This is a genomic window from Stenotrophomonas sp. GW821-FHT02D01, assembly GCF_059421765.1.
The window spans coordinates 1-16,984 of sequence record NZ_JBWKVP010000009.1 but is presented as its reverse complement, the minus strand read 5'-3'; the positions used below and the strand labels follow the sequence as shown (position 1 = coordinate 16,984).

The following is a 16,984-nucleotide window of genomic DNA, read 5'->3' as shown; positions in this document are numbered from 1 at the left end:
CCTTTCGAGAACCGCCATGAGCCCAGCATCGCAGCGACGTCCCGCCCGCAGCACCCTGTTGATCGTCGGTGTGCTGGTCATCGGCATTGCCGGCATCGTCTATTCGCGCGTGCGTCAGGGCCCCGACGGCGTGCCCGTTGCGGCGACCTCGCTGGCCGCCAGCAACGCGCAGATACTGAAGGGCACGCCCGATCCGAAGGCGCAGGCGCTGATTCCGGCCGGCTATCGCTTCGTCACCCCGGGCACATTCACCATCGCCACCCATCCCGGCCAGCTGCCGTTGGCCGACTACGGTGCCGACAGCAAGGAAGTGGTGGGCGTGGAGCCGGACATCGCACGATTGATCGCCGATGGCCTGGGCCTGAAGCTGGTGGTGGTGCCGGTGGCCTGGGCCGACTGGCCGCTGGGGCTGGAGTCGGGCAAGTACGATGCGGTGCTGTCGAACGTGACGGTCACTGAAGAACGCAAGAAGAAGTTCGATTTCTCCAGCTATCGTTTCGACCTGCTGGGCATCTACACCCGCACCGATGGACCGATCCAGAAGATCGCCACACCGGCCGACGTTGCAGGGCTGAAAGTGGTGGTGGGGGCCAGCACCAACCAGGACCAGATCCTGCGCCAATGGGACAAGCAGAACATCGCCGCAGGCCTGAAACCGGTGGAGTACCAGTACTTCGATGATGCGGTGATCGGGCGGTTGGCAGTGATCACCGGCCGCGCCGACGTGTCGTTCGAGCCGAATGCCACCGGCGCCTATTCGGCGCGTGATGGCAAGGTGCGCCGGGTCGGCCTGTTCCCGGGTGGCTGGCCGGACGCAGCGGCGATTTCGGTGACCACGCGCAAGGGCAGTGGCCTGGCCGATGCGGTGACCCAGGCATTGAACACCCAGATCAGCAGCGGCACCTACGCGAAGGTGCTGGCCCGCTGGAATGTGGCCGAAGAAGCGGTGCCGCAGTCGCAGACCAATCCGCCGGGGTTGCCAGGGTTCTGAAGCAGGCGTGCCAACCAACGGTTGGCACCCACCGGAATGCGAGGCGGGTCGTGCCGACCAAGGTCGGCCTCTACCGGGGTCAGGGCTGCCAATCGATGTGTTCCAGGCGGGCGCCTCCATTGCCGTGAAAGAAGCTGATCCCGGCGAAGCACGCCTCGATGCCGATGCACCACGCCAGGGGATAGCCATCCACCTGGCCATTGTCGAGCCGAAAGTAGGCGTTGCCGGCGCGGTGTTCGTTTCCGCAGGAATGGAAGCCGTCGTCGCCGGGCTCGCGCAGGTACATCAGCCATGCATGCTCGGCATTGCGCAGCATGCACAGCGATGGACCGTCGGGCACCGATGCCCACAGTTCGAACTGGGGTATGGATGCGGCCAGCGCGAGTGCGCTGGCCAGCTGAACGTCGGTAGCGGCGGCGACAGGGCTGCCATCGAGTACAAGTTCGATCACTTCGGTTCCTGCATCGGCACTACTGCCAACGTGCCTCCAGGGTGCGGAACGGGCCATCGAGCAGCACGCCGTCCTTGTCGAAGTTCCGTACCGATCGCCCATCCACGCGCACGTCCTTGGGCAGGGTACGGCTCGGCCACCACACGCGTACCGGCGTGCCCTTGCGCAGCCCCTTGCCGAGCGAGACCTGCAGAGTTCCATCGCGCTGGCGTGCCTGCATCTGCAGGGTGCCATAGGCGGTGGGCAGGCGGTCCACGGCCAGGCCCTCGCCAGCGACCCACGAAGGAGGCGTACCCGGCAGCAGCGACAACGCGTCGTCGTCCTCGCGCATCAGCATGCCGAACAGGGTGCGGCCGTATTCGGCGCCGATCCAGGTGTGCGGCATGTCGCCCAGGTAGCGCGGGAAGCGCAACCGCGAGTGCACGACCTCGGCCAGCACCTGCCATTCCAGCGGCCTACGATCGTGCAGCAGGCCCTGCAGCAGTTCGTCGGCCGCTTCGGGCTGGCCCAGGTGCACGTAGCTCAGCACGTTGCGGATTTCATACGGCGTGTAGGCATACAGCGCACCAGGCTGGTTGCGCTTGCGCACATCGTCCAGGTAGCGGGAGAAGGTGGTGCGCAGGGCCTCGGCCGGCAGCACGCTCTGCGCACCGGTGGGATCCAGCGCGATCGATACACCGGTCGGGTCGCCATCGCCGAGGTCGGCCGATGACGGAATGAAGTCGATGCCCTTCCATGCCATCGTTGCGCGGATCGAGGCATGCAGTGCGTCATACAGCGCCTTGTACTGTTCGCGCGCCCACGTGGCGGTTTCGTGGTCGCCCAGCGATTCGGCCAACCACGCGCCGTCATGCCAACCCTTCAGGCCCCAGTAGTCGTCCCAGTAGCTGTGGGTGGGTGAGGGATAGCCCTCGTGGCTGATCGACGGTGCAAGAATGCCGGCGAAGCGCTCCGGCGATGGCTGGTCGGCCATGTAGCCCGGCACCAGGGTGCGTTCGCGCAGTTCCTGCAGGAAGCGCAGCACGGCCTTCACCTTGGGCAGGTAGGCACGCACGCTTTCCGGCCCGCCATCGAGCCGGGCGACGTCGGCAACGAGTGTGACGTACTGGCCCTGGCTGTCGTACTCGATGTCCGAGCCGAAGCCGGTATTGACGCTGCCATCATCGTTGAGGATGGGCGACACCAGGCCATTGCCGTGCACGCCGTGTTCGCTGTACCAGGCCAGGTAGTCGCGTGCCACTTTGGCTTCGCCCATGCGCAGCAGCACGGCCGAGGTGGCCATGCCATCGCGGATGAAGGAGCGGTTGTAGTTGCGCGGGCCGGGCTGCATGGCCGGGCCGGTCTGGTTGATCAGCATGTAGGCGGCTTGCGCGCGCAGCATGTCCACCAGTGAAGGGTCGGGCAGGCGCAGGCCGACCTGGCCCAGCCGCGCCTGCCAATCAGCGGAGGCGCGGCTGGCCAGCGTGTCGAACGCCTTGTCGCCGTCGCGCGGCAGCGAGGCGAGGTTGAGGGCCGGTGCTTCCGGCAGCACGCCATTGGCATCGGCGGTGGCGGTACCGAGCGGGAAGACCACCACCACCGCGTCGCTGGCACCGGGTGCCAGGGTGACGCGGTAGCTCAACGCCGCCGCTGCCAGGCCTGCGGCATCGCTGGACTGCTGAGCGGCAGGCAGCTGCCCGCTGGCGATGGCCGTGGTGATCTCGGTGTCGCCTTCGTTGCCGAAGGGGGCGGTGCCAGCGGCATCCACCGCGCTGAGTGACTGCAGCAGCGTGCGGCCATTGACGCGCACGCTGTTGCCTTCGACGGCCACCTGGCGGATCGGCGACAGGCCGCCGTTCTGCCACGGCGGATTCATCTGCATCGGTCGCACTGCGAGGGTCAGCGTGCCTTCGATGGCCGCGCTGCCGGTGTTGCGCAGGCGATGGCGCACGAAGGTGACCGGTTGCCCGTCGCGCTCGATGGCAAAGGCTTCGCTGCGCAGTTCCAGCCCGGGCTGCGGTGACCACGTGGCAGACGGCATCGGCTTCCAGCCATCGCGCAGTGCGTGCTGCACCGGTTGTTCGGCGGCACCGGTCGCGCGGCCATCGGCACTGCGCCAGATCGGCTGCACCAGCGGTGCGCCCTTGTAGGCCTCGATGTTGCCGTATTCGTCGAAGATCGATTTCTGCCGGCCCGCATGCACGCCGACCGCGGTCCAGTAGGTCTGCTGCATGTGCAGCGAGGCCGGGAACAACGCGCGCTGCGCGCCACTGGCGGCGATCTGGTAGCGCTTCATCGGCGTCATCACCGCCTTCGGGCCGAGCAGGCGGATGCGTTTGACCTGGGGGGCATCGCCTTCCACGGTCAGCCGCAGTGCCTTGATGTCCAGTGGCGCGTCGGCCGCCAGCCAGCTCTGCTGCCGGGTCGCCGCCTGCGCGTCGCGCGCCAGTTCGTGCCAGCGGCCCTGTGCGTCCTGCGCCTGCAGGCGTGCAGCGCCGTGTACGTTGGCCCAGTCCACCGCCAGCCCGGTGCTGGGCTGGGCGCGGGGCAGGGTGATGTCGAGCGTGTGGATGCCGCCTTTGCCTGCGGGGATGGCAACCGTGCCGCCGCCCTGCCACAGCGCAGCGGACTGGGGGGCGTCCAGCCCGGTCACCCGTGCGCTGAGTGCGGTGTCGAGCGGTTCCATTTCGAAGATGGATACGCCCCAGTCGGAGGTGCGCTGCGGGCTGGCCAGACGCAGGTAGCGGGCCTGTCGCGGCGCGAAGTACAGGGTCTCGATGCCACCCAGCGAATCGCCCATCACGTAGGCGCTCTGCCACTGCTTGCCGTCGAGCGAGGTCTGCAGCGAATAGCCCTCGGGGTTGGAGACATCCCAGGTGAGGCGTGCACCGGCCAGCATCGCAGGCTTGCCGAGATCGACCTGGAACCAGTGGCCAGGACTGAACGCGCCGCCGGTCACCGTCTTCGGATCGTTGTCGATCAGGTGGCTGATCGCCATCGCCGGAACCTGCTGCGACGACGCGCTGGCCTGCCATTGCGCGCGCGGTGGCAGGTTCTGTGCGGTGGCGGTGGCGGCCAGTGAGAGGCCGAGCAGCAGGGCCGCGGCAAGGCGCCGGTTCGGCAGGCAGGGAGCGGTCCAGCGGTCAGCGCACAACGTCATTGCGAAGGCCTCACATCGGCAGGGCCCGGGAACGGGCGGGCCTACGCTAGCAAGGGATGTAACCGGTTACATGACGCGTCGCAATATTTCCCGGGCGCGTCCTGGCGCGACGTTTCATGAATGCGCACAGATACGCTCGCGCAGCCAGCGATGTGCCGGATCGCGATGCACGCGTTCGTGCCAGAGCATCACCATCTCGAACCCCGGCACATCAATGGGCGCCGCAACCGCCTTCAAGGCCGGGTCCTGCGCGACCAGGCGCGAGGGCATCATCGCCACCAGGTCCGTGCGCAGCAGCACGCTGCGCAGGAACAGGAAGTGCGGCACCGACAGCACCACGTTGCGACGCGCGCCCACATGCGCCAACGCGCTGTCGGTGCCGCCATGGAAACCGCCGCCATCCGGTGACACGATCACATGGTCCAGCGCGCAGAACTGCTTGAGCGTCGGCCGCCGCTTCAGTCGTGGATGATCGCGACGCCCGGCCAGTACGTAGCGTTCCTGGAACAGCGGGCGATGGTGCAGCGAGGGAGGCGCGTCGGAGGTGATGTGGAGGGCGAGATCGATCTCGCCGCGCTCGCTCTGCGCCACCATCTGCGCCGGCGCCAGGCTGACCACGGCCAGGCGCGTGCCGGGTGCGCGCACGCGCAGGTCGGCCAATGCCGGCAGGACGATCGTGGTTTCGCCGAAGTCCGACGCCATGATCCGCCAGGTCTGCGTAGCCTGGGCGGGATCGAACGCCTGCACCGGTGCGACCGCACGCTGCAGTGCAGCCAGTGCTTCGGCCAATGGTTCGCGCAGCGCATCGGCACGTGCAGTAGCACGCATGCCGCGTGGCCCCGGCAGCAGCAGCGGATCATCGAACAGGTGGCGCAGGCGCGCCAGCTGCACGCTGACCGTGGGCTGGGCCAGATGCAGGCGTTCGGCCGCGCGGGTGACGTTCTGCTCTTCCAGCAAGGCCTGCAGGGTTACCAGCAGGTTGAGGTCGATGCGACGCAGAGTATTGTCCATGGCAATGCCGGGGATTGCAGGAATTCATTTCAACTATAGCGTGGCGGCACCCAACATGGCTGGCATTCCCTCCCTGGTGCCACCATGAACGTTCTGCTTGTCTACGCCCACCCCGAACCCACCTCGCTCAATGGCACCCTGAAGGCCTTCACGGTTGAGCACCTGCAACGCGCCGGCCACACCGTGCAGGTGTCCGACCTGCATGCCATGCAATGGAAGGCGCAGATCGATGCCGACGATCACCCCGGGCGGGATCCTTCGGTGCCGTTCCACGCGTCACTGGATTCGCGCGACGCCTTCAGGACCGGCCGGCAGAGCGCCGACATCGCCGCCGAACAGGAAAAGCTGCGCTGGGCCGATGCGGTCATCCTGCAGTTCCCGCTGTGGTGGTTCTCGATGCCAGCCATCCTGAAGGGTTGGGTGGATCGCGTGTATGCCTATGGTTTTGCCTATGGCGTGGGCGAACACTCCGACCGGCATTGGGGCGACCGCTACGGCGAGGGCGCGATGTCCGGCAAGCGCGCGATGCTGGTGGTAACCACCGGTGGCTGGGAGTCGCATTACGGTCCGCGCGGCATCAATGGGCCGATCGACGATGTGCTGTTCCCGATCCAGCATGGCATCCTGTTCTATCCCGGCTTTGACGTGCTGCCCGCGCATGTGATCTACCGCAGCAGCCGTATCGATGAGGCGTCCTTGCCTGGCGTGCTGGAGGGGCTGGGCGCGCGGCTGGATGGGCTGGCGAGCGATCCGGTGATTGCCTACCGGCGGCAGAACGGCGGTGATTATCTGATCCCTGCACTGAGCCTGCGGCCTGAGTTGGCCGAGGGTGAGGCAGGGTTGGGAGTTCACCTCGAACTGTGAGTGGCGCATTCGCCTCTGGAAACGCGACGGAGATTCTGTAGGTTCGGCAGTCTGGTGGCGCTCGCGGTAGCCGCCGTTGCTGACTCAGGGAGACGCAGGTCCTTTGAAGACGGAATTCAACTTCACCCTGAGATACCGCCTGCCCGATACCTCGGGTGATCCTGGCGTCCTCGAACGGCACCTGCTCGATGCGGGATGTGGAGATGCACTGCTGGGCGTAGGGAGCCCGGCAAGGCTGGCGCTGGAATTCTGTCGTGAGGCGAGCAGTGCCGCTGAGGCGATGCGCTCCGCGCTGGGAGACGTCCAGCGTGCCGTACCCGATGCAGAGCTGATCGAAGTCAGTCCCGATCTGGTAGGGCTGACGGATGTCGCTGATCTGCTGGGCATGTCACGGCAGAACATGCGCAAGTTGCTGCTCGCGCACCCGCAGACGTTTCCGGCACCGGTGCACGAAGGCAGCGCGTCGATCTGGCATCTGGCCGATATTCTTTCGTGGATGCAGGCGCGCGGCAGCCAGAAGGTCAGCAGCGAGCTGGCGGAGCTCGCTGCTGCGGCGCTGCAGATCAATGTAGCCAAGGAGCAGGAACGGCTGGTTCAGCCTCCCGGCTGAGGGGCGCTGCGCCACAGGCCGTTACAGTTGCACACGCTCCCACCAGCGCGTACCAGCGGTCGGTGATTGCATGTCCAGCGCCTCGCCCATCATCGGCGTGGCCACCGGCACGTTCTTCGCTGCAGCCAATGCGCTGATGCGTTCGAACGGTTGCTGCCACTCGTGCAGGGCCAGGTCGAAGGTGCCGTTGTGGATCGGCAGCAGCCACTTGCCACGCAGGTCCAGGTGCGCCTGCAGGGTCTGTTCGGGCTGCATGTGCACGAACGCCCAGCGTTGATCGTAGGCACCGGTTTCGATCATCGTCAGGTCGAACGGACCGTACTTCTCGCCGATGGCCTTGAAGCCGTCGAAGTAGCCGGTGTCGCCGCTGAAGAAGATGCGGAAGTCGCCGTCCTGGATCACCCACGACGCCCACAGGCTGCGATCGCTGTCACCCAGGCCGCGGCCGGAGAAATGCTGGCCGGGGGTTGCGGTCAGGCGCAGGCCAGCGGCTTCGGTGGACTGCCACCAGTCCAGTTGCTCGACCTTGGCTGCATCCACGCCCCAGGCAATCAGCTGGTCGCCCACACCCAGCGGTGCGATGAAGCGCGCGGTCTTGCCGGCCAGCTTCATTACCGCCGCGTGGTCGAGGTGGTCGTAGTGGTTGTGCGAGAGGATGACGCCGGCGATCGGCGGCAGTTCGTCGATGCTGATCGGCGGCGCATGGAAGCGCGCCGGGCCCATCCATTGCACCGGTGAGGCGCGTTCGGAGAACACCGGATCGGTCAGCCAGTACTGGCCGCGCAGCTTCAGCAGGATCGTCGAATGCCCCAGGCGGAACAGGCTGCGGTCGGGCGCCGCATCCAAGATGGCGCGGTCCAGCGCCTGCACCGGAATGGGGTGGTCGGGCACGGTGCCCTTGGGCTTGTTGAACAGGAAGGTCCACCAGATCTCCAGGCCATCACGCAGGCCCATTGCCGGTTTCGGCAGGGCATTGCGGAACTTGCCTTCGCGGTACTGCGGCGAATCGGGGAAGTCGGGGAGGGACCAGGATTTGCAGAAGGTATAGGCGGTCACGGCGAGGATTCCGAGCAGGAGGACAAGGAGCAGGCGCTTCATGGGTGACGTCCGCAGGGTACACTGCACAGTGTAGTTTCCGGATTTCAGAAAGTACACTGCTGGGTGTAAAATGGTGGCATCCGTTCAGCTGTCTGGTTCCGCCATGCCCCGTGCCCCGCAACGCCTTACCGATCGCAAACGCGAGGCCATCGTCCGCGCGGCGGTGGAGGAGTTCCGCTCAGCCGGCTACGAGGCGACCAGCATGGATCGCATCGCGGCGGTGGCTGGCGTCTCCAAGCGCACCGTCTACAACCACTTCCCGAGCAAGGAAGAACTGTTCGCGCTGATCCTGGAAGAGCTGTGGCAGAGCAGCGTGGCCAGCGTCGAGCTGCCGTACTGCGCCGACCAGCCGCTGGATGTGCAGCTGCTGCAGCTGCTGCGGCAGAAGCTGGACCTGCTGGGTGATGCCAACTTCATCGATCTGGCGCGGGTGGCGATGGCCGAGATCATCCATTCACCCGAGCGCGCGCAGGCGATCGTCTGCCGCATGGGCGAGAAGGAGAGCGGCGTCAGCGCGTGGATCCGTGCAGCCATTGCCGATGGGCGGCTGCGCGAGATCGATCCGGAATTCGCCGGCCATCAGCTGCAGGGCCTGGTGAAGAGCTTCGCGTTCTGGCCGCAGGTGACGATGGGCCAGGCGCCGCTGGCGCAGGCCGAACGCACGCGCGTGGCCGAGTCGGCCGTGGCGATGTTCCTGGGCTTCTACGCGGTGTAAGCCAGCGGCTGCACGTCAGTGCGCGCCCAGCTGCCTGAGATAGGCGCAGAACATATCCGCGACCGCATCGGCATAGACGCGCATCTCGGCGGCAGTGCGCGGTTCACTGGAGAATTCGCGACCGGTGGCACCCAGCGTGGTATCGATCAGATCCACCGCCAGCTGGCGCGTGCCCGCCGAGGCCTGCGGCAGCAGTTCGGCCATGAACACGAGCATCGCTTCGTCGGACTCGCTGCGTGCTTCCTGCGCCTCCGGCGCATCACGGTACAGCGGCGCGGCATCGTTCAACGCGCCACGGGTCTGCGCTTCTTCGCATTCCGACACGATGAAGGCATGCACCAACGTGCGCAGGCGCTGCAGGTGCGGTTGTCGTGTGTCCTGCAGGATGTCGCGCAGCATCGCGCCGGTCTGCTGCCACTCGTCGCGCTGCAGGCGGAACAGGATTGCTGCCTTGTTGGGAAAGTACTGGTACAGCGAGCCGACGCTGACGCCGGCGCGTTCGGCTACCCGCGCGGTTGTGAACCGAGTGGCACCTTCGTGCTTCAAAACCTGAGCAGCAGCTTCCAGGATGGCTGCGACCAGGTCGTTCGATCGTGACTGGCAAGGCTGTTTTCTCGAGGAAATCTGCGGCGGACGACGTTCGGACATGAGGCTTTTCCAATGCGAATAGGCGGAACGGGGGATCGTCCGTATTCTTGATTGCGACGAATCATTCGCATTCTAACCCCGCCAACGAAAGGAACACCCGTCCATGTCCACCCTGATCTCCGCCCCGGTCGCGCCCCTGCTTGCGCGCCTGTTCACCGAAGCCGACAGCGCGCTCAGCCCGGCCTTGACCTCCGTTTCCCCCGAAGAGCGGCAGCGCCTGCTGGGCAGCCGCACCGAATACCGGCGCCTGTATGGCGAGCTGCTGAAGGACCTGTGGCTGCCGGTGTCGCCGGAAACCGGCCGCCTGCTGTACCTGCTGGCGCGCAGCAGTGGCGCGCGCAGCATCGTTGAGTTCGGTACGTCGTTCGGCATCTCCAGCATCCATCTGGCTGCGGCGTTGCGTGACAACGGCGGCGGCCGCCTGATCACCACCGAGTTCGAGCCGGAGAAGGCGCGCCGTGCCGCCGGCCACCTGCGTGAAGCGGGCCTGGACGATCTGGTGGAGATCCGCGTGGGCGATGCGCTGGAGACGCTGGCGGTGGACCTGCCCGATACGATCGATCTGGTGCTGCTCGATGGTGCCAAGGTGCTGTACGACGACGTGCTGGACCTGCTGCAGGAACGCCTGAGTCCGGGCGCACTGGTGGTGGCCGACAATGCCGACGACAGCCCGCGCTACCAGCAGCGCATGCGCTCGGGCAACGCAGGCTATCTGTCGGTACCGTTCGCCGAGGATGTGGAACTGTCGATGCGTCTCGCCTGAAAGGCCCTCATGCCAGCTGCCGGAACTGTTCCGGCGGCAGGGCGTGTGCATACAGATAGCCCTGGCCCACATCGACTCCCAGCGCACGCAGCATCTGTTCCTGTGCCGAGGTCTCAGTGCCTTCGGCGACGACGACGGCACCGCAGCGGTGCGCCACTTCCACGATGAAGCGGACGATGGACTGCGACTTGGCATCGGACAGCGTGGCGATCAGCGCCCGCTCGATCTTGACCTCGGCCACCGACAGTTGTGACAGCAGGATCAGCGTCGAATAGCCGGCGCCGAAGTCGTCCAATGACAGGCTCATGCCAGCGGCCAGCAGAACGACGACGTTGGCGTCGACAACGTCGCGCTCGACGATTTCGGTCCACTCGACGATCTCCAGCCGCAGCATCGCGCCGGGTATGCGTTGCTGCTCCAGCAAGGTGCACAGGCGTGCGCCGAAGCCGGGTTGGCGCAGCGATTCGGCGGACACGTTCACTGCGATCGTCAGCGTATGCCCGTCATCCCTGCAGTGGCCAAGGAAGGCGGTGGCCGCCTGCAGCGTGGCCCATTCCAGTTCGGCCAGGCGTCCGCGACGGCGCAGCAGCGAAACCACCCGCATCGGTGCAATCAGGTGGCCATCGCCATCGCGCATCCGCAGCAGCGCCTCGGCGCCAACCAGGTGGCGGTCCTGCAGGCGGAACTTGGGCTGGTAGTAAAGTGGTGCATCGGCGTGCTGCAGCCAGTGGTCCAGCGCGGTCTCGATCAGGGCATCCACTTCGCTGTCGCGCTGGATCGGATCATCGAAGAACACCACGCCCGACTCGATCGCGTTCAAGGCCAGGGTGACCGCGCGGAACGGGATGGAACTGTCGTCCTGCGTGGGCGGCTGCAGCTCGACCACCGCGCAGCGGAATACCGGGCGGAAGCCCGGCCAATCATCGCCGATCACCGTGGTCAACCGGTCGGCCAATGCTGGCAGTTCGGTATCCGCGCGGAGATCGGCAAGGCTTGCGTCCAACAGCAGGATCGCCAGCGCGCTGTCACCGAACTGATAGACCTCCATCGTGCCGGTTGGCCTTGCGTGCAGCAGGGTGCGATGCACGGCTTCGGCGTTGTGCCGGTTCCACAGGCCGCTGTCATTCAGCGGACCATAGCGCAGCAGCAGGTCCTGCAGGTTGCTCATCTCGGTCACGATCAGGCACGCATTGCCGCGATCTTCGCTGCTGCGCCAGTGACGTTGCAGGCGCTCGTCGAGGGCGCGCAGGTTGGGCAGGCCACTGACCGGATCGATGCGCATCCAGGCATGTTCGCGTTGGCGCTGGGCATCGATCTGCGCATCGTTGTAGATCAGTGCGAATACCGCCGCCAGCACCAGCAGCGATACCGGCAGGGCAAGCAGCCGCTGGGTGGCCAGTTCCAGCAGGGGTAGCTGCGCGCTGCCGATGATCGCCACGCCCAGCGCCAGTCCAAGCAGGGTCACCGCGATGCGTACCCCCCAGGCCTGCAGGATCAACCGCAGCGAGAGCTGGGTGAGCATGCGTGGATACATCCGCCCACGCAGCCAGATGCCTGCAAGCACCTGCAGCGCCGCTTCCAGGCCGGCGGGCAGGAAGTACTGCGTGCCGGAGAACTGGTAGCGCGCCAGCAGGCTGGCCAGCAGGCAGGTCACGCCGCCGCGCCAGCCGCCCAGCAGGCCGCTGATCAGCAGGATGTCGATGCCGAGGTTGAGCTTGACCACGCCTTGCGCGTAGCCGGCCACGAACCAGGAGTTGAACAGGTAGATCAGGCCGAGGATCGCGCCGATGTAGACGCGGCGCCCCTCGATGGCATGGCCGCCGCGGCGGGTGGTGATCAGGAACACGCCGATCATGCCGATCACCGCAGTGGCCTGCAGCAGGTACAGCGGCAGGCTGGGCAGGGCGCTGTCCAGGATCCGGGTCGAAACCCTTGATAGCGCATCCATAGCCATAGCCGGTCCTGTGTGCGGCCAACTGCCAGTAGACGCAGAGTAAACCACGGCCGCGTGTGCGGCCAAACCGGGGCTGCCAGTGTGTGCCGAGCGCTAGTAACGCGGATCGGCGATCGCAGGCAGCACCAGCTCGCGGACGAAACTGGAGGACGACAGCTGCAGCAGGGCGCGCACCATCGCCACCACGTCGTGCACCGGCACGTACTCGCCATTGCCGCGTGCGGCGGCCTGCTGCAGCGGCACCGACAGTGCATCGTCGGTATTGAGGTAGCCCAGCTGCAGCGTCGTCACGGCCAGCCGCTGCTGGCGGAAGCCCTCGCGCAGGGCATCGGCAATGCCGTTGAGCGCGAACTTGGACGCGCCGAAGGCCACCTCGGGGCGGCCACTGCGTGGCAGCGCCGAGGTCGAGCCGGTCAACACCAGTTGCGGGCGGCGCCCGCCGAGAACGCGGGGCAGCAGTTGCTTGAGCAGCAGCAGGGTGGCGGTGATGTTGACGTCCACCAGCTGCGCCAGCGCGCTGTCACTTTCGTTGAGGAAATCGTAGTCGTCACTGAATGCGGTCTCCTCCCAGATGCCAAGGTTATGGATGAGCACATCGAGATCCGACGGCGCCTGCGCTGCGATGCTGGCAGCGGCCCTTACCGGCTGGCTCAGGTCTGCTTCAATCCAGTGCAGGTCGACGCCCTCGCTGCAGTCCAGCTGCGTGGGGCGTGTGCGCGATACGCCGATGACGGTATCGCCGGGCCGGCAGAGGCCTTCCACGAAGGCGCGGCCGAGGCCTTTGCTGGCGCCGATGACCATGAGTTTCATGCGATGTCCTTTGCTGTGAAGTGTGCGCTTCGGAGAGAATCCAGGGTGTCACCGGAGCCGGAGCGGCGAAGATGGAAGCAGGATCGAGCGATGGCGGTGCCATGCCCTTGCCGTCGCGTTGGCGCAGCATGCTGCGCGATGCAGATATCGAGATGCAGGGCATCGGCGTGTCGCGCGCTGATGTAGCGCGGGTGCGACGTCAAGGGTTGCCGGATGCGTTCCTGAAATCGGAAGTGATCGACGCCTTCAGCGAACTGGAGGGCGAAATCCTGCGTCTGCGCTGGTTGCGGGCACAGGGACAGCCGGTGCCCACGGTGTTGGATACGGCGGAGGAGGGCGGTCGGCGTTGGCTGCTGATGAGCGCGTTGCCCGGCCATGACCTCGCGTCCTCGCCGACGCTGGCGCCCGACCAGGTGGTCGTGCTGCTGGCTGACGCGCTGCGCGCCCTGCATGCGCTGCCGGTTGCCGGTTGTCCGTTCGATCATCGCCTTGCATCGCGCTTGCCGGAGGTCGCTGCGCGCGTTGCCGCAGGGTTGATCGATGCGGATGATTTCGACGATGAGCGTCTGGGCCAGAGCGCCGAGCAGGTGTATGCCGAGCTGATCGCAACGTGCCCGGCGGATGAAGATCTGGTGGTAGCGCACGGCGATGCATGCCTGCCGAATCTGATGGCGGTCGACGGCCGCTTCAGCGGTTTCATCGATTGTGGCCGGCTGGGTGTGGCTGATCGTTGCCAGGACCTGGCGTTGGCCGCACGCAGCCTGGTCCACAACTATGACGACACCCGCTGGGTTGCGCCCTTGCTGGCCCGCTATGGCATGGGTGCCGATGAACGCCGACTCGCGTTCTACCGCCTGCTGGACGAGTTCTTCTAGGTACATGCAGGGTCCGCAGTTGCAGCAGGGCGCGGCAGGATCGGTCCTCAACAGCGGTTGAGGTCAAGCGCGACGGCCTGAACGGCGACTGGCCGAAGGCTTGGATTCGGCTTTCAAATGGACGAACGTTCGTTCATTGTCTGCGGCATGAACCGCACCGACCGCAATGAGCAACGCGCCTCGCAGATCCTGCAGGCGGCCCTGCAGTGCTTTCTGTCCAAGGGCTTCCACCAGACCAGCATGCGCGACATCGCGCAGGCGGCCGGGGTGAGCCTGGGCAATCTCTACAACCACTTTCCCGGCAAGGAGGCGCTGATCCTGGCCACGGCCGAGGCCGAACAGGACGAACTGCAGCCGTTGCTGCAGCGGTTGGCGGGATGCAATGGCGAACGTGCGCAGGTGCAGGGGTTCCTGCGGGACTTCCACGCCCTGTGCCGGCAGCCGGAATGGGCGCTGCTGAGTGTGGAAGTGCTGGCCGAGAGCGCGCGCAATCCGGCGGTGGCGGCGGCATTTGCAGGCAACCGCGCGCAGTTGCAGCGCGGTCTGGCCGAGGCCCTGCAGGAGGTTGCGCGGCGTGAGCGCCGCCGGCCCGCGCTGTCGGCGACGCTGCAGTCGCAGGTGCTGCTGGATGCGATCGAAAGCGATGCGTTGCGGCAGGGGCTGGGCGAGGCGCGCGAGGCGGATGCCAACGTGCTTGATCCCGGCCTGCTGGCAGCACTGCTTGGGGCGCGTGCGTGAGCACTGACGATCGGCGGCTGCATGGGCTGGACCTGGCGCGCTACCTCGCCCTGGCCGGCATGGTGCTGGTCAACTTCCGCCTGGCGATGGCCGCCGAGACCGACGGCGGCGGCTGGCTTGCTGGATTCTTCCACCTGCTGGAAGGCAAGGCTTCGGCGACCTTCGTGACGCTGGCCGGGGTGGGCCTGATGCTGGCCACACAGCGACTGGCGTGGTGGCAGGCAAGCGTGCAGACCTGGCGGCGGGCCGTGTTCCTGGCCGTGCTCGGCCTGCTCAACCTGACCGTGTTTCCTGCCGATATCCTGCATTACTACGCGGTGTACTTCGCGCTGGCGGTGCTGTGGCTGCGCGCGTCGCCCCGTGTTCTACTGGGTAGCATGGTGGCTCTGGCGATGGTCGCGTGCTGGGCCCTGCTGCGCTGGGACTACAGCCAGGGCTGGAACTGGCAGACGCTGGCTTACGAGGGGCTGTGGCAATGGCCGGGTGCGATGCGCAACCTGCTGTTCAATGGCTTCCATCCGGTGTTGCCGTGGCTGTGCTTTTTCCTTCTGGGCATGCTGCTGGCGCGGCTGCCGCTGTCGCAACTACGGGTGCAGCGTGCCTTGCTGCTGCTCGGCCTGCTGCTGATGGGGGCCGGCCAGATGTTGCAGCAGTGGGGTCACGGCACGGTGTGGCAGGTGTGGCTGGCGACACAGCCGATGCCGCCCGGCCCGGCTTATCTGCTGACCGGCGCAGGCGCGGCGTGTGCACTGATCGCGGCATGCCTGTGGCTGGTGCGGCTGCATCCTGGCGATTGGCTGGAACCGTTCACCGCGGCCGGACGGATGACGCTGAGCCTGTACGTGGCGCACATCCTGATCGGCATGGGCGTGCTGGAATCGCTCGGACTGCTTGATGGCAGCGCAAGCCTGTCGTGGGTGCTGATGGCCGCGTTGCTGTTCGTGATGCTGGCGACCGCGGCGGCCTGGTTGTGGTCGTGGCAGTTCGCGCGCGGTCCGTTGGAAGCGGTGATGCGACGCATCGCCGGCTAGTTATTTCGTCGCAGGAGAGCGATGTTGTGACCAGTTTGCCTGTGCGGATGCAGGGCCATCTGCGATAGTAGGTGTCGTCACCAAAGCACGCCTGCATCCATGTCATTCGCTTCGGCGCAGCAGATCGTTGAAGTCCTGCAGCAGTCCTACGACATCAACGCGACGGCGGTGGTGCCGCGTCCGGTGGGCGCCGACGCCAATGCGTGCGTGTTCCGCATCGATGCCCGCCACGACCATTGGTGGTTGAAGTGCCGCAACTTCCAGGTGGCGCCCGCGGTGTGGGACAGCCTGCATTGGCTGCGTGGCACCTTGGGCATAGAAGAGATTGTTGCGCCGTGGCCAGCATTGACCGGCGGCGCATCGGTGCAGCGCTGGGGCCTGCAGTTCACGTTGTTCCCCTACATCGAAGGGCAGTCGGGCTTCGAGGCACCGCTGAGCCGTGCGCAATGGCGCCAGCTGGGCGAAGTGCTGCGTCGCCTGCATGAGGCCGAGATTCCACCGGCGCTGCGCCAGGCACTGCCGACGCTGCGGCTTGAAACCGCAGCGGTCGACACGGTGGGGACATGGTTGCGCGATCCCTCGACGCTGGCGCAGGCGCAGGATCGGTCCGGCAGTGCGTTCCTGGCGCTGTGGCAGCAGCAGCGGCCGCGCATCGCCGAACTTCACCAGCGTGCCGAAGCGCTGCATCGTCAATTGCAGGATGAAGCACCGGCGTTGCGCTTGTGCCACACCGACCTGCACGCGGGCAACCTGCTGATGGGACAGGACGATGCGCTGCACCTGATTGACTGGGACGGACTGGCACTGGCCCCGCGCGAGCGCGACCTGATGTTTGTCGGCGCCGCGGTAGGTGGTCGCTGGGGGCGCGAGCATCCGCTGGGCTTCGCCGAAGGCTATGGCAGCGACTTGGGCGATCCGCGCTGGATTGCGTGGTATCGGCACTGGCGCATCCTGCAGGACCTGATCGAATTCGAGCAGATGCTGCTGGGCCCCGGCGCGGCGCAGCGCTCGTTGCAGCAGCACCGGCAAGCGCTGCATTACCTGGGCGAGCAGTTCGCGCCGGGCAATGTGTTCGATGCGGCCGAGCGCGCGTACCAGGTGCTGTAGGGGGTCCGGCCGGGCTGCGCCCGGCACCTGCAGAGGCCGAAGCAACAGCAACAGCCGAAGCAACAGCAACAGCAACAGCAACAGCAAAAGCTGGCCTTCTGTGGGATGGCGGGGTGGGTCCGGTTGCGGGGGACGCCGTAAATCCGTCCATGGAGGCTCGGTCGCGCCATCCATGGCGC

General features: G+C 66.5%; 16 protein-coding genes. 9 read left to right on the top strand and 7 right to left on the bottom strand.

The features are described 5' to 3' along the window. Positions 1 to 16: 16 nt before the first annotated feature. Entirely contained in the window at positions 17 to 991 is a 975-nt protein-coding gene (locus tag AC07UW_RS16235) for an ABC transporter substrate-binding protein (protein ID WP_223494940.1), read from the top strand. Between the two features lie 79 nt (positions 992 to 1,070). On the opposite strand, the gene AC07UW_RS16230 is transcribed toward AC07UW_RS16235, so the two are convergent. The 3 genes from AC07UW_RS16230 to AC07UW_RS16220 all read right to left on the bottom strand — a co-directional run bounded on the left by AC07UW_RS16230 (position 1,071) and on the right by AC07UW_RS16220 (position 5,592). After that, the gene (locus tag AC07UW_RS16230; protein WP_495212421.1) at positions 1,071 to 1,442 is read right to left on the bottom strand and encodes a hypothetical protein; all 372 of its coding nucleotides are present in this window, start codon (positions 1,440 to 1,442) and stop codon (positions 1,071 to 1,073) included. Between the two features lie 19 nt (positions 1,443 to 1,461). Beyond that, positions 1,462 to 4,581 carry a discoidin domain-containing protein gene (locus AC07UW_RS16225; RefSeq protein ID WP_495212420.1) on the bottom strand — a complete coding sequence of 1,040 codons (3,120 nt, stop codon included), beginning with the start codon at positions 4,579 to 4,581 and terminating at the stop codon, positions 1,462 to 1,464. A gap of 114 nt (positions 4,582 to 4,695) precedes the next feature. Beyond that, positions 4,696 to 5,592, bottom strand: coding sequence for a LysR family transcriptional regulator (locus tag AC07UW_RS16220; RefSeq protein ID WP_099842360.1), 897 nt, complete (start codon positions 5,590 to 5,592; stop codon positions 4,696 to 4,698). An 84-nt stretch (positions 5,593 to 5,676) separates the two neighbouring features. Between AC07UW_RS16220 and AC07UW_RS16215 the strand changes: the two genes are divergently transcribed. Both AC07UW_RS16215 and AC07UW_RS16210 read left to right on the top strand, forming a co-directional pair. Next, complete coding sequence (locus AC07UW_RS16215) at positions 5,677 to 6,456, top strand: NAD(P)H-dependent oxidoreductase (protein WP_088100665.1); 780 nt, start codon at positions 5,677 to 5,679, stop codon at positions 6,454 to 6,456. A gap of 103 nt (positions 6,457 to 6,559) precedes the next feature. After that, the gene (locus AC07UW_RS16210) at positions 6,560 to 7,066 is read left to right on the top strand and encodes a helix-turn-helix transcriptional regulator (RefSeq protein ID WP_495212419.1); all 507 of its coding nucleotides are present in this window, start codon (positions 6,560 to 6,562) and stop codon (positions 7,064 to 7,066) included. A 21-nt stretch (positions 7,067 to 7,087) separates the two neighbouring features. Here AC07UW_RS16210 and AC07UW_RS16205 read toward each other — a convergent pair whose 3' ends face one another. Continuing rightward, the gene (locus AC07UW_RS16205) at positions 7,088 to 8,164 is read right to left on the bottom strand and encodes an MBL fold metallo-hydrolase (RefSeq protein WP_336027596.1); all 1,077 of its coding nucleotides are present in this window, start codon (positions 8,162 to 8,164) and stop codon (positions 7,088 to 7,090) included. Between the two features lie 103 nt (positions 8,165 to 8,267). On the opposite strand from AC07UW_RS16205, the gene AC07UW_RS16200 reads away from it, so the two are divergent. Continuing rightward, complete coding sequence (locus tag AC07UW_RS16200; RefSeq protein ID WP_312786011.1) at positions 8,268 to 8,879, top strand: TetR/AcrR family transcriptional regulator; 612 nt, start codon at positions 8,268 to 8,270, stop codon at positions 8,877 to 8,879. A 15-nt stretch (positions 8,880 to 8,894) separates the two neighbouring features. On the opposite strand, the gene AC07UW_RS16195 is transcribed toward AC07UW_RS16200, so the two are convergent. Further along, complete coding sequence (locus AC07UW_RS16195; protein ID WP_495212418.1) at positions 8,895 to 9,527, bottom strand: TetR/AcrR family transcriptional regulator; 633 nt, start codon at positions 9,525 to 9,527, stop codon at positions 8,895 to 8,897. Between the two features lie 103 nt (positions 9,528 to 9,630). On the opposite strand from AC07UW_RS16195, the gene AC07UW_RS16190 reads away from it, so the two are divergent. Then, positions 9,631 to 10,290 carry an O-methyltransferase gene (locus tag AC07UW_RS16190; protein WP_313249039.1) on the top strand — a complete coding sequence of 220 codons (660 nt, stop codon included), beginning with the start codon at positions 9,631 to 9,633 and terminating at the stop codon, positions 10,288 to 10,290. A gap of 7 nt (positions 10,291 to 10,297) precedes the next feature. Here the strand turns inward: AC07UW_RS16190 and AC07UW_RS16185 are convergent, their stop codons facing one another. Then, the gene (locus tag AC07UW_RS16185; RefSeq protein ID WP_495212479.1) at positions 10,298 to 12,238 is read right to left on the bottom strand and encodes an EAL domain-containing protein; all 1,941 of its coding nucleotides are present in this window, start codon (positions 12,236 to 12,238) and stop codon (positions 10,298 to 10,300) included. A gap of 99 nt (positions 12,239 to 12,337) precedes the next feature. After that, on the bottom strand, positions 12,338 to 13,054 hold the full coding sequence (locus AC07UW_RS16180; RefSeq protein ID WP_495212417.1) for an SDR family NAD(P)-dependent oxidoreductase: 717 nt from the start codon (positions 13,052 to 13,054) through the stop codon (positions 12,338 to 12,340). A 101-nt stretch (positions 13,055 to 13,155) separates the two neighbouring features. Here AC07UW_RS16180 and AC07UW_RS16175 point away from each other — a divergent pair, with 101 nt between their 5' ends. From AC07UW_RS16175 to AC07UW_RS16160, 4 genes are all read left to right on the top strand, one after another. Next, on the top strand, positions 13,156 to 13,929 hold the full coding sequence (locus tag AC07UW_RS16175) for an APH(3')-II family aminoglycoside O-phosphotransferase (protein ID WP_495212478.1): 774 nt from the start codon (positions 13,156 to 13,158) through the stop codon (positions 13,927 to 13,929). Positions 13,930 to 14,076: 147 nt separating this feature from the next. After that, positions 14,077 to 14,667, top strand: a complete 591-nt coding sequence (locus tag AC07UW_RS16170) for a TetR/AcrR family transcriptional regulator (RefSeq protein ID WP_495212477.1) — start codon at positions 14,077 to 14,079, stop codon at positions 14,665 to 14,667. Further along, positions 14,664 to 15,698 (top strand): DUF418 domain-containing protein, encoded by a 1,035-nt coding sequence (locus tag AC07UW_RS16165; RefSeq protein ID WP_495212416.1) that lies wholly within the window; start codon positions 14,664 to 14,666, stop codon positions 15,696 to 15,698. The genes AC07UW_RS16170 and AC07UW_RS16165 overlap by 4 nt, the downstream gene beginning before the upstream one ends. Positions 15,699 to 15,797: 99 nt before the next feature. After that, positions 15,798 to 16,805 carry an aminoglycoside phosphotransferase family protein gene (locus AC07UW_RS16160; protein WP_033830954.1) on the top strand — a complete coding sequence of 336 codons (1,008 nt, stop codon included), beginning with the start codon at positions 15,798 to 15,800 and terminating at the stop codon, positions 16,803 to 16,805. The last annotated feature ends 179 nt before the right edge of the window (positions 16,806 to 16,984 follow it).

Excerpts from the sequence above, each read along its gene's own strand:
- AC07UW_RS16235 (WP_223494940.1), top strand. The coding sequence starts at position 17 with ATGAGCCCAGCATCGCAGCGACGTCCCGCCCGCAGCACCCTGTTGATC.
- AC07UW_RS16225 (WP_495212420.1), bottom strand. The coding sequence starts at position 4,581 with ATGACGTTGTGCGCTGACCGCTGGACCGCTCCCTGCCTGCCGAACCGG.
- AC07UW_RS16220 (WP_099842360.1), bottom strand. The coding sequence starts at position 5,592 with ATGGACAATACTCTGCGTCGCATCGACCTCAACCTGCTGGTAACCCTG.
- AC07UW_RS16215 (WP_088100665.1), top strand. The coding sequence starts at position 5,677 with ATGAACGTTCTGCTTGTCTACGCCCACCCCGAACCCACCTCGCTCAAT.
- AC07UW_RS16205 (WP_336027596.1), bottom strand. The coding sequence starts at position 8,164 with ATGAAGCGCCTGCTCCTTGTCCTCCTGCTCGGAATCCTCGCCGTGACC.
- AC07UW_RS16200 (WP_312786011.1), top strand. The coding sequence starts at position 8,268 with ATGCCCCGTGCCCCGCAACGCCTTACCGATCGCAAACGCGAGGCCATC.
- AC07UW_RS16195 (WP_495212418.1), bottom strand. The coding sequence starts at position 9,527 with ATGTCCGAACGTCGTCCGCCGCAGATTTCCTCGAGAAAACAGCCTTGC.
- AC07UW_RS16190 (WP_313249039.1), top strand. The coding sequence starts at position 9,631 with ATGTCCACCCTGATCTCCGCCCCGGTCGCGCCCCTGCTTGCGCGCCTG.
- AC07UW_RS16185 (WP_495212479.1), bottom strand. The coding sequence starts at position 12,238 with ATGGATGCGCTATCAAGGGTTTCGACCCGGATCCTGGACAGCGCCCTG.
- AC07UW_RS16180 (WP_495212417.1), bottom strand. The coding sequence starts at position 13,054 with ATGAAACTCATGGTCATCGGCGCCAGCAAAGGCCTCGGCCGCGCCTTC.
- AC07UW_RS16175 (WP_495212478.1), top strand. The coding sequence starts at position 13,156 with ATGCCCTTGCCGTCGCGTTGGCGCAGCATGCTGCGCGATGCAGATATC.
- AC07UW_RS16170 (WP_495212477.1), top strand. The coding sequence starts at position 14,077 with ATGAACCGCACCGACCGCAATGAGCAACGCGCCTCGCAGATCCTGCAG.
- AC07UW_RS16160 (WP_033830954.1), top strand. The coding sequence starts at position 15,798 with ATGTCATTCGCTTCGGCGCAGCAGATCGTTGAAGTCCTGCAGCAGTCC.